Source organism: Acidisphaera rubrifaciens HS-AP3, from assembly GCF_000964365.1.
GTDB lineage: Bacteria > Pseudomonadota > Alphaproteobacteria > Acetobacterales > Acetobacteraceae > Acidisphaera > Acidisphaera rubrifaciens.
Genome location: NZ_BANB01000164.1, coordinates 1 through 12042, shown reverse-complemented (window position 1 = coordinate 12042; position 12042 = coordinate 1). Strand labels below are relative to the sequence as shown.

Here is a 12042-nt window from a genome sequence, read left to right as displayed (position 1 = left end):
CGCACCTCGTGGGGGATGCCGAGCGCCTCCAGCCGCGCGGCGGCGAGGCGCATCGTCGCCCAGTCGGACTGGCTTCCCATGATCACGCCGACCAGCGGCGCCCCCGACATCATGCTCGCGCTACCCCGGTCTCAGGCGATGCTGTCGGGGATCAGGCGGCTTTCCAGCCACGCCACCTCGTCCTTGAGCAGCAGCTTGCGCTTCTTCAGCCGCTGCACGTGCAGCTGATCGGCATGCGTCTGGTCGCTCATGCGGGCGATGACGGTGTCGAGGTCGCGGTGTTCGCTGCGCAGTTCATGCAGCTTGCGCAGCAGCGCGTCGCGGTCGGTCAACATGCCGCCCTCCTAGCATGGCGGGTCGCCGGAAACCCAGCCCGGCGCCGCAACCCGGCGCCGGCCGGGCGTTGTTCAGTTCGTAGCGACACGCCGCGCGTTTGGTGTACGCTATCGGATCGCGCCCTGTATCCGACGCGGGTGTCCAGGGCGCGGGCCACCCACGAGCGATAGGAGGACGCGTTGAGCCTGCAAGGACGCCTCGAGAGCCTCAGACACCGCCATGCCAGCCTGGAAGGCCGCATCGCCGAGGAGGACCAGCGGCCGCGGCCCGACCAGGAGGCGATCTCAAAGCTCAAGGTGGAGAAACTCAGGCTCAAGGAAGAATTGCAGCGGCTGGAGGCCGAACAGCCCGCCTAGGCAGGCACCCCGCCACGCGGGGCCGAAGCACCCGGCCCGGCACGCCTGCGGGCGGCCGGGTTCGGGCGGCCGGGCCGACGGCACCGGGACGGCGCGTCCGGAGATCAGGCGGCTTCGTCCGCCTCGCCGGGCGGCGCGGGCGGCGGCGGGACGGCCTGCCCCTCCTGCGTCAGCCGCTCGTTCGCGGCGGCGACCATGGCGTTCAGGTCGGTCTGGCTGCACAGCCCCTTCAGCACCGGATCGGCTGGCTTGATGTTGGCGCTGTTCCAGTGCGACCGCTCCCGCACCTTCTGGATCGTGTCCTTGGTGGTGCCGAGCAGCTTGCCGATCTGCGCGTCCGTCAGCTGCGGGAAGTTCTTCAGCAGATAGGCGATGGCATCCGGCCGGTCGTTCCGTTTCGCCACGGGCGTGTAGCGCGCGCCGCGCAGGCGCTTGGGCGCCGGCATGGTGCTCGCGGCGAGCCGCAGCGGCCGGTCCGGGTCCGCCTCGCTGCGGGCGATCTCGTCGGCGGTCAGCTGCCCGTTGGCGACCGGGTCATAGCCGTTGATGCCCTGCGCCACCTCGCCATCGGCGATGGCCTGCACCTCGAGCGGGTGCATGCCGCAGAACTGCGCGATCTGCGAGAAGGTCAATGACGTCTTGTCGATCAGCCACACGGCGGTGGCTTTCGGCATCAGGGGCAGGGTCATGGTGTATGTGTCCATCACACAGGGCGGCGGTACGAGCCGGGCCGCCCGCGTTTTATAGTGGATATGCAGACCGCGGCCGGGAGGGTCAAGGTGAACGGCATGCCCGACCCATCGCGCGGACAGGGAGGCTGCGATGCGTGACGACGACGACCCCGCCCGCCCCCGCCGGCGGCTGGAGCCGCTGCCGCTGGCGACCCTCGGGATCGACGAGCTGCGGGCCTATATCGCCGAGCTGCGCGAGGAAATCGCCCGGGTGGAGGCCGACATCGCCCGCAAGGACAGCCACCGCCAGGCCGCGGCCGCCTTCTTCCGCGCGCCCGCCGCCGAGGACTGACCGGCCGCGCCCCGGGGCGGCGACTCGGGACGGATGCACCGCACGGACCGCCAGGCCCCCATTGCCGGCACCGGCCGGCGGCAGGCATGACCGCACGGGTGTCCAGCCGCGCGACGCGGGCGGCCGAGCCGTCCGCTAATCCCCCCGACGGAGCGCCCGCACCTGCGCGACGAAGGCGGCGACGTCGTCGGCGAAGACCGGACCCGTCTCCATCGCGGCGAAATGGCCGCCACGCTCGAAATCGGTCCAGCGCACCACGTCGTAGCCGGTCTCGACCAGCGGGCGCTTCGGAAACGGGATGATCTCGCATGGGAAGCTGGCGATCGCGGTCGGCACCTCCACGCGCCGCCCCGCCGGCATCACCGCGCCGCCCTCGTCGGCCCGCCCGCGATAGATCCAGCTTGCGGTGTTGAAGCTGCGGGTGACGAGATAGATCATCACGTTGGTCAGCAGCTGGTCCTTGGTGAACACGTGCTCGATGTCGCGCGCGCCGTCCGGCCCGCGCGTGTCGGCCCAGGTGTTGAACTTCTCGACGATCCACGCCGCGACGCCGACCGGGCTGCCCATCATCGCATAGGAAAGCGTCTGCGGCTTCGTCGCCTGCAGCTGCGAATACGCCGACTCCCGGTTGCGGAATTGCGCGACGGCGTCGGCCCAGGCGCGATCTTCCTCCGCCCCGAGCGGGCCGGCGGGGCGCAGGCCGAACATGTTGAGATGCACCGCCTCGCACCCGCCGCCCCGCGCGTGCGTGTGATCGAGCGCCAGCATCCCGCTGATATAGGCGCCCCAGTCGCCGCCCTGCGCGATGTAGCGGCGATAGCCGAGCGTCTCGCGCATCAGCCGGTCCCACAGACCCGCGATGCGGCGCGGCCCGATCGGCCGCGACGGCTTGCCGGAAAATCCGAAGCCCGGCAGCGACGGGATGACGAGGTCGATCCCCGCCGCCGCGTCGCCGCCGTGACGCTGCGGATGCGCGAGCCGGTCGATGACGCCATAAAACTCATAGACCGACCCCGGCCACCCATGCGTCAGCAGCAGCGCGTCGCCGCCCGGGCCGGAGCCGCGCACGTGCAGGAAATGGATCGTCTGCCCGTCGATCGCGGCCGTGAACTGCGGGTGGGCATTCAACGCCGCCTCCGCCGCGCGCCAGTCGTACGTATCGACCCAGTACTCGCACAGCGCGCGCAGATAGCGCATGTCCGTGCCATAGGCCCAGCGATCCTCGCCCGGCGCGATCTCCGGCATTTCGTGCCAGTCATAGGCGCGCACCTTGGCGCGTATCGCGTCGATCACCGCCTGCGCGACATCGATGCGGAACGGCGTCACGGCATGATCGGGCATGGCCCCTCCCCCCTCGCGCGCCGGTCAGAACGCCGCGCGCATCTCGTCGAAGCTCGCCTCGTCCGTGCGTTCGAAGCGGAGCGGCGTGACGGCGATGCGGCCCGCCCGCACCGCCTCGCCCTCGCTGTCCGCGTGATCGGGGCGCGGCGTGCGGTCGAGCCGGATCCAGAAATACGTCTGCTGCCGCGGATCGATGCGGCCGTCGATCTCGATCGTGTCGAGGATGCCGCGCCCCTGCCGCGTCAGCGTAAGCGGCCCCGCCTGTTCGGGCGGCACGTCGGGGAAGTTGATGTTCAGACAGGCGCGCGCCCGCCACGGCATAGACGCCACGCGGCGCAGCACGTCCGGCCCGTGCATGCGCGGCGTCGCCCAATGCGCCGGCTGTCCGCGCACGAAGGCGAGGCTGAGGGCGATCGACGGCACGCCGAGCAGCAGCCCGGTCATGGCCGCGCCGACGGTGCCGGAGAACACCGTCTCCGTCCCGAGATTCGCCCCCTGGTTGACGCCCGACAGGATCAGGTCCGGGGGTGTCTCGCGCATCAGCTGCCGCGTGCCGATCACCACGGAATCCGCGGGCGTGCCCTCGACGGCAAAGACGCGCTCGCCGTGACGGTGAACGCGCAGGGGCGCATGCAGGCTGATGGAGTGCGACGTGCCGCTCTGGTCGCGCTGCGGGGCGACGACCCAGACCTCCTCGGCCACCTGCGCCGCGATCTCGCGCAGCACGCCGAGGCCGGGCGCGTCGAGGCCGTCATCGTTGGTCAGCAGAACGCGCCGGGCGATCCGGCCATCGGACATGCTCACGCGCCTTCACTCCTGTTCGCGCGCGGGCACTTCCGCCGGCGCGCCGCCCATCGTCGCGCCGGGCCGCCGCCCGGTCGAGCACGGCGGGATGACGTTCGCATCACCACGGGGCGAAACGACCACCGCCCGCGCCGCCCCATGCATGCGGAGCGGCGGTCCGGAGCGGCGCTATCCCGCCGCGTCGAGCTTGTCCTTGGTCTTCGTCTCGAAATCGCTCGCGTCGTGCCGTTCGGCGAGCTGGCTCGACGGCTCGCCGAACACGCGGTTGACCATGCGGCCACGCTGCACCGCCGGGCGCGCCAGCAGCATGTCCGCCCAACGCTGCACGTGCTTGTATTCCTGCACGCTCAGGAAATCCGCGGCCCCGTACAGCCAGCCCTTCGCCAGCCCGCCGTACCACGGAAAGATCGCCATGTCGGCGATCGTGTACTCATCGCCCGCGATATAGGTCATCTCCGCCAGCCGCCGGTCGAGCACGTCGAGCTGCCGCTTCACTTCCATGGCGAAACGGTCGATCGGGTATTCCATCTTGCTCGGCGCATAGGCGTAGAAATGCCCGAATCCGCCGCCGAGATACGGCGCGCTGCCCATCTGCCAGAACAGCCAGGACAGGCATTCCGCCCGCGCCGCCGTCTCGGTCGGCAGGAAGGCGCCGAACTTCTCGGCGAGATGCACCAGGATCGATCCGGACTCGAACACGCGCACCGGCGTCGGCCCGCTGCGGTCCACCAGCGCCGGGATCTTGGAGTTCGGGTTGATGGCGACGAAGCCGCTGCCGAACTGATCACCCTCGTTGATCTTGATCAGCCACGCGTCGTACTCGGCACCGGCGTGACCCAGGGCGAGCAACTCCTCCAGCATGATCGTCACCTTCACGCCGTTGGGCGTGGCGAGCGAATAGAGCTGCAGCGGATGCCGCCCGACCGGCAGCTCCTTGTCATGCGTCGGCCCTGCGATCGGCCGGTTGATCGACGCGAACTGGCCGCCGTTCGGCTTGTGCCATGTCCAGACTTTCGGCGGGGTGTACTCGGTGGTATCGGTCATCGCTACCTTCCAGGTAAAGCCGCGGCCCCGGGCGCGCGGGTGGCGGGCCGTTCAGGCCGCGGGCGGATAGTTCGACGGAAATAGGGCGCGCCGCGTCTCCTCGTCGTTCACTTTCTTGAAATCGTGATCGGTGCCGACCGCCCGGGCGCGCGACGCCGCGGGGCGCGCATCGACGGTCTGCATCAGGCGACGCAGGTTGGGATACGGCGCGAGCGGGTCGTCCTCGCCCTTGCGCACGCGCGACGCACGGTCGAGCCAGCCCCACGCGGACATGTCGGCGATCGTGTACGTCTCGCCCACGATGTGGTCACGGCCCGCGAGATGCGCATCGAGCACCTGATAATGTCGCTCCGCCTCGCGCCGGTAGCGGTTCACCGCATAGCCGAGCCCCTCGGGTGCCGCATACTGGAAGTGCACGGCCTGCCCGGAGAACGGGCCGAGACCCGACGCGATGAACAACAGCCACGACAGCAATTCCGGCCGATCCTCCGCCGCGCCGAGGAAGCGGCCCGTCTTCTCCGCCAGATACAGCAGGATGGCCGTGGAATCGAACACCCGTGCCTCGCGCCCGCCGGGACCGTCGGTATCGACGATCGCCGGTACCTTGCCGTTCGGGTTGATCGCGCGGAACGCCGGCAGATGCTGCTCGCCCTTGCTGGTGTCCACCGGAACCACCTCGTACGGCAGGCCCGTCTCTTCCAGCAGCAGCGCGACTTTGGCAGGATTGGGCGTGGGATGGAAATAGAACCGGATCATCGGTAAGCCTCCTCGCGCGGGACCACGACGGTAGTCCGGTCCCGGCAGCTTGCTTGCGTTCTGGTCCGCGCGTTCTAGAATAGGCGGCGGGACGAGGCAAGGTAGTCGCCATCCGGCGGAGGTGTGTTCGGCGATGGCGCGGCCACGCGAATTCGACGAGACGGCGGTGCTGGACGCCGCGACGGAGTGTTTCTGGCGTCACGGCTACGACGCCACGTCGATGCGCGACCTGATCGAGACGACGGGACTGACCAGCGCGAGCCTCTACAACGCCTTCGGCGACAAGCGGACGCTGTACCGTCGGGTGCTCGACCACTACGTCGACGGCAGCATCGCCGCCCGCATCCGCCGCTGCCGCCGCCTGCCGCCGCGCGCGGCGATCGCGGCCTTTTTCGACGAAATCCTCGGCCGGTCGCTGGCCGATCCCGCGCACAAGGGGTGCCTGCTGGTCAACGCCGCGACCGACGTCCTGGCCGAGGACGACGAGCTGCGCGCCGCGCTGGCGGAGGTGCTGCGCCGGATCGAGACGTTCTTCCTCGACAGCGTGCGGGCGGGACAGGCGGACGGGACGATCAGCCGCGCGCAGCCCGCCGACACAATCGCCCGGCACCTGCTCGGCGTGCTGATGGGCGTGCGCGTCCTGGCCCGCGCACGCCCCGAACGCCGGCTGCTGGAGGACGTCGTGGCCGTTGCCCTCGCAGCCCTGGCACCGTCCCCTCAGTCGTCGAGTGCGGCGTAGGTCAGCACGCGCAGCTCGCGCCGGATCGGATAGGTGGACGACGGCATCAGCTGCGTCAGCAGGATCACCGCCAGCTCCTCCGCCGGGTCGATCCAGAACGCGGTGCTCGCCGCCCCGCCCCACGCATACTCGCCCGGCGTGCCGAAGATCTGCGCCCGCGCCGGATCGAGCATGACGGAAAACCCGAGACCGAAGCCCACGCCCTCATAGCTCGACTCGCTGAAGCGCGCCTGGCCCATCGACGCCATGTCGCCGCCCAGATGGTTCGACGTCATCAGCGCGACCGTCTTGCGCCCCAGCAGCCGCCGCCCGGCATAGGTGCCGTCGCCCAGCATCATCTGGCAGAACCGCATGTAGTCGGCCGCCGTGGACACCAGCCCGCCACCGCCCGAACAGACGGCGCGCGGGCGCAGGTAGCGGCTCTCGCGCGCATCGTCGATCAGCGCCACCCCGCCCGCGTCGCCGCGCCGGTAGTTGCTGGCGAAACGGGCCTGCTTTTCCGCCGGGACATGGAAATCCGTATCGACCATGCCGAGCGGGGCGAGCACGCGCGCGCGCAGGAAATCCTCGAACGGCCGGCCCGACACGACGGCAACGAGATGACCCAGGACATCTGTCGCGATCGAATAATTCCACTCCGCCCCCGGCTGCGCCAGCAGCGGCAGCGACGCCGCGATGCGCACCACGTCGCCGAGCGAGGTCTCCGCCATCTGGAAATCGACGCCCATGCGCCGGTACAGCGCATCGACCGGCGTCGCGTCCATGAAGCCGTAGGTCAGGCCGGAGGTGTGCGTCAGCAGGTCGCGGATCGTGATCGGCCGCGCCGCCGGCACCGTGTCGATCTTGCCCTGCATCGCGCCGGCGAAGACGCGCATATGCTCGAACTCCGGCAGGAAGCGCGACACCGGATCGTCGAGCTGGAAATGCCCGTCCTCGTACAGCATCATCACCGCGACGCTGGTCAGCGGCTTGGTCATCGAATAGATGCGCACGATCGTCTCCGGCGTCATCGCGACGCCGCGCGCGAGATCGGCTATCCCCGCGCAGTTCATGTACGCGACGCGCCCCCGCCGCGCGATCATCACCGACAGCCCGGCCAGCCGCCCGCTCTCGACCTGTGCGTCCATCCAGCGGTCGACATGGACCAGCCGCGACGGCGCGATGCCGACCGCCTCCGCTGCCACCGGCGTCATCTCCATCACATCCCCTCCGTCGTTGTTGGCAGGTCGCGCAGGAAGCCGATCAGCAGCGCGCTCACCGCCTCGGCGCGCTCCTGCTGCACCCAATGGCCGGCGCCGTCCAGCAGCGTGCAGATGCGCAGATCGGTGCAGCCCCGCCCCTGCATCGCGGCGAACGCGCCATACGTCTGATGCACGCCCCAGTCGCGCGCGCCGCCGATAAAGGCGGCCGGCATGTCGATCGCCCGCCCCGCATGCGCCGCGAGGTCGCGCCCGTGCTGCCCGCCGGTGCGGCCGCGATACCAGTTCAGCCCGCCCTGAAACCCGACGCGCGCATACTCCGCCGCATAGACCGCGAGCACGTCCTCCGGCAGCCAGCGGCAGGCGGCGATCGCCGCGGCGTCCGGCATATACGGCGCCACCGCCTCCGGCATCGTCGCCGCGCGCGGCATCACGTAATAATGCGGCAGCCGCGCGAACGACGCGGCGGATGCGTCCGGCAGCGGCACCGGGTCGTTGCCGGGCCAGTCGCCGCTCTTGACGTGGAAATAGGCGCGCAGGAAGGCATGCAGACCTTCCGGCGGCGCGGTCATGTCCCGGTCCGCCCGCGGCGTCGAGTAATAGGCGTGATAATGCTTGCGCGGCGGGTCGAGCCGCGCGAGTTCGGCGTCGAGGTCGCGCACCGGCGCGGGCGGCGTCTCCGGCCAGGGCGGGGTGCCGGCGAACGGCGCGCTCATCAACGCGACGGCGCGAAAGATGTCCGGCCGCGCCAGCGCGCAATACGCGGCGGCGACCGCGCCGAAATCATGCCCGACCAGCAGCGCCACCCGCCTGCGCCCCAGCCGCGCCACCAGCGCCAGCATGTCGCGCAGACAGGCGGACAGGCCGAAATCCCCCGCCTCGTCCGGCGGCACGCCGGTGGTGCGGCCATAGCCGCGCAGATCCGGCGCGACCGCCCGATAGCCCGCCGCCGCCAGCGCCGGCATCACGCCGCGCCAGCTATAGGCGATCTCCGGAAACCCGTGCAGCAGCAGCACCAGCGGCGCGGATGCCTCGCCCGCCTCCAGCACATGCATGCGCAGCGGGCCGACACCCTCGACATGCCGCGCGGTCACGCCCGCCGGCAGCAGGGACGCATCGAGCGGCCCGATCATCGCCCGCCCCTCATACCTGCCCGCCCCTCATGCCTGGCCGCCCGTGTTGTCGAGCGCGCCGCGCCGGATCGCCGCCATGCAGGCCTGCCACGTGGGATAGGGGCCGGCGACCAGGCGCTTGTCCTGATCCATCGCATACCAGCCGACCGGCTTGCCGCGCATGAACGACTCGCCGGAATCGACCTCATAGGGATCGAGATCGTCGCGCCCCCATACGCTCATGCCAGCCCCTCCAGTCCGCCCCTCGGCCGACCGGACGCTACGCCGCCCGCGCGCTGCTGGCCACAGGGCGCCGGTCAGGCGCCGAGGAAGCGCCGCCGCGCGGCGTTATGCGGAAGCACGAAACAGGTCGCGCCTATTCCCCGCACCGCAGCAGCCCGAACGCGCCTTCGAGCTTGCCCAGCAGCAGGCCGAGGGTCGCCGCCTCCTCCGCCGTCAGGCACGCCATCACCGCCTGTTCGCGGTGCAGCAGCAGCGGCACCAGCTCCTCGTACACCGCCCGCCCCTGCGGCGTCAGACGCAGCATGATCTCCCGCCCGCCCTCCTCGCCCGGATCGCGCGCGACGAGGCCCCTGTCGACCAGATGCGACACGGCGCGGCTGATGCGCGACTTGTGCGTGCGGGTGCAGCGGACGACGTATTGCGCGCTGCGCGCCTCGGCGTGCTGACCGAGCGTGGCCAGCACCCGCCACTCGGGTATGTCGATGCCGAAACGGGCATAGTCGGCGGCCAGCGTCTGGCTGAACTCTGCGGCGAGCCGGTTCAGGCGGAACGGCATGAACGCCAGCAGATCGAGCCGGCGGCGGGCGGACATGACAGGCGGGCTCCCTTGCGTGACGGCGCCAGTGTCGGGCTTGACGGTTGCAACTGCAACACCTAACCTTGCCGCAAGTCGCCTGGGGAGGAAAGCATGACCAAGGGATTCGCCAGCCAGACCGATCTGGCCGACAAGCGCGAGACCTTCGCCGAACTCGCCCCCGGCGTGTACGCCCTGACGGCCGAGGGCGATCCCAATTCCGGCATCGTCGTGGGCGACGACAGCGTGCTGGTGATCGACGCCCGCGCGACGCCCGCCATGGCCGGCGACCTCGTTCGCCACGTGCGCGCCGTCACCGACAAGCCGATCCGCCACATCCTGCTGACCCACTACCACGCCGTGCGCGTCCTCGGCGTCGCCGGCTATCCGGAGCGGGTCAACGTCATCGCCAGCGACGTCACGCGCGAGATGATCGTCGAGCGCGGGCAGCAGGACATGGACAGCGAGATCCAGCGCTTCCCCCGCCTGTTCCGCGACCGCGAGAGCATCCCCGGCCTGACCTGGCCGACCATGACCTTCCACGGCGAGATGACGCTGTGGCTCGGCTCGCGGGAGGTGCGGATCATCCATGCCGGGCGCGGCCACACACGCGGCGACACGGTCGCGTGGCTGCCGAAGGAACGGGTCCTGTTCTCCGGCGACCTCGTGGAATACGGCGCGACCCCCTATTGCGGCGACGCGCACTATGCCGACTGGCCGGCCACACTCGACCGCATCGAGGCGCTGGGCCCAACTGCCCTCGTCCCCGGACGCGGCGAGGCGCTGGTGGGCGAGGCGCAGATACGCGACGGCATCGCCGGCACCCGCGCCTTCCTGCAGGACCTGTTCGCCATCGCCCGCCAGGGTGCCGCGGACGGCGCGGACCTGAAGACGGTCTATGACCGCGCCATGCGGGAGATGCGCCCGAAATACGGGCACTGGGTGATCTTCGACCACTGCATGCCCTTCGACGTCAGCCGCGCCTATGACGAGGCGCGCGGCATCGACCATCCGCGCATCTGGACCGCCGAGCGCGACATCGAAATGTGGCGCGCGCTGGAAGGGTGACCGGCCATGGGCAGCTACACCTATGCCCGCCACGCCTACGTCGCGCCACCCGACCTGCGCGGCGTGCCGACGCGCCGCCCCGTCGCCATCATCGGCGCCGGCCCGGTCGGCCTTACTTGCGCGATCGACCTCGCGCAGCGCGGCATTCCCTCTGTCGTGCTCGACGACGACGACACCGTCTCGGTCGGCAGCCGCGCCATCTGCTGGGCGAAACGCACCTTGGAGATCTGGGACCGCATCGGCATCGGTCAGCGCGTCGTGGACAAGGGTGTCACGTGGAATCTGGGCCGCGTCTTCCACGGCGCGCGCGAGCTGTACAGCTTCAACCTGCTGCCCGAAAGCGGCCATCACCGGCCCGCCTTCGTCAACCTCCAGCAATATTATGTGGAGGAGTTCCTGATCGCCCGCGCCGGCGACTTCCCCGGCCTGATCGACCTGCGCTGGCGCAACGCCGTGACCGCGCACGCGGCGGACGCGGACGGCGTCACGCTCGACATCGACACGCCGGACGGGAAGTACCGGCTGCGCGCCGACTGGGTCATCGCCGCCGACGGCGCCCGCTCGCCCACCCGCACGCGCATGGACCTGCCCTTCCCCGGCCACCGGTTCGAGGAGCGTTTCCTCATCGCCGACGTGCGGATGCAGGCGGATTTTCCGACGGAACGGCTGTTCTGGTACGAACCGACCTTCCACGCCGGCCAGAGCGCGCTGCTGCACCGCCAGCCGGACGACGTGTTCCGCATCGACTTCCAGCTCGGCCCCGACGCCGATCCCGATGCCGAGCGCGAACCCGACCGCGTCATCCCCCGCGTGCGCGCGATCATGGGCGATGCGCCGTTCGAGCTGGAATGGTGCTCCGTCTACAGCTTCCGCTGCGCGCGGCTCGACCGCTTCGTGCATGGCCGTCTGATTTTCGCGGGCGACGCGGCGCATGTCGTCAGCCCGTTCGGCGCGCGCGGCGGCAACGGCGGCATCCAGGACGCGGACAATCTGTGCTGGAAACTCGCGCGCGTCATCGCCGGCACCTCGCCGCCGGCGCTGCTCGATACGTATGACGCCGAGCGCGGCCACGGCGCGGACGAAAACATCCGCCATTCCAGCCGCACCACCGCCTTCATGACGCCGAAGACCGCGACGGAACGGCATTTCCGCGACGGCGTGCTGGCGCTGGCGGAGGCCGCGCCCTTCGCGCGCAGCCTGCTCAACGCCGGCCGCCTGTCGCGCCCGTGCAGCCTCGCGGGACAGGCACTCCAGGCGCCGGGCGACGACCCCGTGGTCGGCCTGCCCTGCCCGGACGCGCCGGTGATCGACGGCGACGGCCGGCGGCGCTGGCTGCTCGACACGCTCGGCTCGGAGTTCACGTTGCTCGTCTTCGCCGACACGCCGCCCGCCGCGCCGCCGCCGGACGTGGCGCTGGTGCGCATCGGCGCCGGCGCGCTGGCCGACC

Annotated in this window: 15 protein-coding genes; 5 read left to right on the top strand and 10 right to left on the bottom strand. The window is 70.7% G+C overall.

Annotated elements, in window-relative coordinates:
• Positions 1–131: 131 nt before the first annotated feature.
• Complete coding sequence (locus B8460_RS06020) at positions 132–335, bottom strand: YdcH family protein (protein WP_048860677.1); 204 nt, start codon at positions 333–335, stop codon at positions 132–134.
• 180 nt (positions 336–515) lie between these two features.
• Here B8460_RS06020 and B8460_RS06015 point away from each other — a divergent pair, with 180 nt between their 5' ends.
• A complete protein-coding gene (locus tag B8460_RS06015) occupies positions 516–692 on the top strand; it encodes a YdcH family protein (RefSeq protein WP_084623280.1) in 177 nt (58 codons plus the stop codon).
• Positions 693–796: 104 nt separating this feature from the next.
• Here B8460_RS06015 and B8460_RS06010 read toward each other — a convergent pair whose 3' ends face one another.
• Complete coding sequence (locus B8460_RS06010) at positions 797–1381, bottom strand: DUF1013 domain-containing protein (RefSeq protein ID WP_048860679.1); 585 nt, start codon at positions 1379–1381, stop codon at positions 797–799.
• 133 nt (positions 1382–1514) lie between these two features.
• On the opposite strand from B8460_RS06010, the gene B8460_RS06005 reads away from it, so the two are divergent.
• Positions 1515–1715, top strand: a complete 201-nt coding sequence (locus B8460_RS06005; protein WP_048860676.1) for a DUF1192 domain-containing protein — start codon at positions 1515–1517, stop codon at positions 1713–1715.
• 135 nt (positions 1716–1850) lie between these two features.
• Here the strand turns inward: B8460_RS06005 and B8460_RS06000 are convergent, their stop codons facing one another.
• The 4 genes from B8460_RS06000 to B8460_RS05985 form a co-directional block, all read right to left on the bottom strand.
• A complete protein-coding gene (locus B8460_RS06000; protein ID WP_048860675.1) occupies positions 1851–3056 on the bottom strand; it encodes an epoxide hydrolase family protein in 1206 nt (401 codons plus the stop codon).
• Positions 3057–3080: 24 nt separating this feature from the next.
• Positions 3081–3854 carry a 5'/3'-nucleotidase SurE gene (surE, locus tag B8460_RS05995; RefSeq protein WP_084623279.1) on the bottom strand — a complete coding sequence of 258 codons (774 nt, stop codon included), beginning with the start codon at positions 3852–3854 and terminating at the stop codon, positions 3081–3083.
• Positions 3855–4028: 174 nt separating this feature from the next.
• A complete protein-coding gene (yghU, locus tag B8460_RS05990; protein WP_048860673.1) occupies positions 4029–4904 on the bottom strand; it encodes a glutathione-dependent disulfide-bond oxidoreductase in 876 nt (291 codons plus the stop codon).
• A 51-nt stretch (positions 4905–4955) separates the two neighbouring features.
• Positions 4956–5660 carry a glutathione S-transferase family protein gene (locus B8460_RS05985; RefSeq protein ID WP_048860672.1) on the bottom strand — a complete coding sequence of 235 codons (705 nt, stop codon included), beginning with the start codon at positions 5658–5660 and terminating at the stop codon, positions 4956–4958.
• A 133-nt stretch (positions 5661–5793) separates the two neighbouring features.
• Between B8460_RS05985 and B8460_RS05980 the strand changes: the two genes are divergently transcribed.
• Entirely contained in the window at positions 5794–6399 is a 606-nt protein-coding gene (locus B8460_RS05980) for a TetR/AcrR family transcriptional regulator (protein ID WP_048860671.1), read from the top strand.
• Here the strand turns inward: B8460_RS05980 and B8460_RS05975 are convergent.
• The 4 genes from B8460_RS05975 to B8460_RS05960 form a co-directional block, all read right to left on the bottom strand.
• Positions 6378–7598: a serine hydrolase domain-containing protein gene (locus B8460_RS05975; RefSeq protein WP_048860670.1), complete on the bottom strand. Its 1221-nt coding sequence runs from the start codon at positions 7596–7598 to the stop codon at positions 6378–6380. The genes B8460_RS05980 and B8460_RS05975 overlap by 22 nt on opposite strands.
• Positions 7598–8731: an alpha/beta fold hydrolase gene (locus tag B8460_RS05970; protein WP_199445563.1), complete on the bottom strand. Its 1134-nt coding sequence runs from the start codon at positions 8729–8731 to the stop codon at positions 7598–7600. Before B8460_RS05970 ends, B8460_RS05975 begins: the two co-directional genes overlap by 1 nt.
• 27 nt (positions 8732–8758) lie before the next feature.
• Positions 8759–8953, bottom strand: a complete 195-nt coding sequence (locus tag B8460_RS05965) for a hypothetical protein (RefSeq protein ID WP_048860669.1) — start codon at positions 8951–8953, stop codon at positions 8759–8761.
• Between the two features lie 133 nt (positions 8954–9086).
• A complete protein-coding gene (locus B8460_RS05960) occupies positions 9087–9545 on the bottom strand; it encodes a MarR family winged helix-turn-helix transcriptional regulator (RefSeq protein ID WP_048860668.1) in 459 nt (152 codons plus the stop codon).
• Positions 9546–9641: 96 nt separating this feature from the next.
• Between B8460_RS05960 and B8460_RS05955 the strand changes: the two genes are divergently transcribed.
• Both B8460_RS05955 and B8460_RS05950 read left to right on the top strand, forming a co-directional pair.
• Entirely contained in the window at positions 9642–10595 is a 954-nt protein-coding gene (locus tag B8460_RS05955) for an MBL fold metallo-hydrolase (RefSeq protein WP_048860667.1), read from the top strand.
• Between the two features lie 6 nt (positions 10596–10601).
• Positions 10602–12042: FAD-dependent oxidoreductase (locus tag B8460_RS05950; RefSeq protein WP_048860666.1), on the top strand; the 1441-nt coding region annotated here is incomplete at its 3' end.

What these genes read in the sequence shown, in the direction of transcription:
- B8460_RS06020 (WP_048860677.1), bottom strand. Translation starts at nt 335, where the DNA reads ATGTTGACCGACCGCGACGCGCTGCTGCGCAAGCTGCATGAACTGCGC.
- B8460_RS06010 (WP_048860679.1), bottom strand. Translation starts at nt 1,381, where the DNA reads ATGACCCTGCCCCTGATGCCGAAAGCCACCGCCGTGTGGCTGATCGAC.
- B8460_RS06005 (WP_048860676.1), top strand. Translation starts at nt 1,515, where the DNA reads ATGCGTGACGACGACGACCCCGCCCGCCCCCGCCGGCGGCTGGAGCCG.
- B8460_RS06000 (WP_048860675.1), bottom strand. Translation starts at nt 3,056, where the DNA reads ATGCCCGATCATGCCGTGACGCCGTTCCGCATCGATGTCGCGCAGGCG.
- surE (WP_084623279.1), bottom strand. Translation starts at nt 3,854, where the DNA reads ATGTCCGATGGCCGGATCGCCCGGCGCGTTCTGCTGACCAACGATGAC.
- yghU (WP_048860673.1), bottom strand. Translation starts at nt 4,904, where the DNA reads ATGACCGATACCACCGAGTACACCCCGCCGAAAGTCTGGACATGGCAC.
- B8460_RS05985 (WP_048860672.1), bottom strand. Translation starts at nt 5,660, where the DNA reads ATGATCCGGTTCTATTTCCATCCCACGCCCAATCCTGCCAAAGTCGCG.
- B8460_RS05980 (WP_048860671.1), top strand. Translation starts at nt 5,794, where the DNA reads ATGGCGCGGCCACGCGAATTCGACGAGACGGCGGTGCTGGACGCCGCG.
- B8460_RS05975 (WP_048860670.1), bottom strand. Translation starts at nt 7,598, where the DNA reads ATGGAGATGACGCCGGTGGCAGCGGAGGCGGTCGGCATCGCGCCGTCG.
- B8460_RS05970 (WP_199445563.1), bottom strand. Translation starts at nt 8,731, where the DNA reads ATGATCGGGCCGCTCGATGCGTCCCTGCTGCCGGCGGGCGTGACCGCG.
- B8460_RS05965 (WP_048860669.1), bottom strand. Translation starts at nt 8,953, where the DNA reads ATGAGCGTATGGGGGCGCGACGATCTCGATCCCTATGAGGTCGATTCC.
- B8460_RS05960 (WP_048860668.1), bottom strand. Translation starts at nt 9,545, where the DNA reads ATGTCCGCCCGCCGCCGGCTCGATCTGCTGGCGTTCATGCCGTTCCGC.
- B8460_RS05955 (WP_048860667.1), top strand. Translation starts at nt 9,642, where the DNA reads ATGACCAAGGGATTCGCCAGCCAGACCGATCTGGCCGACAAGCGCGAG.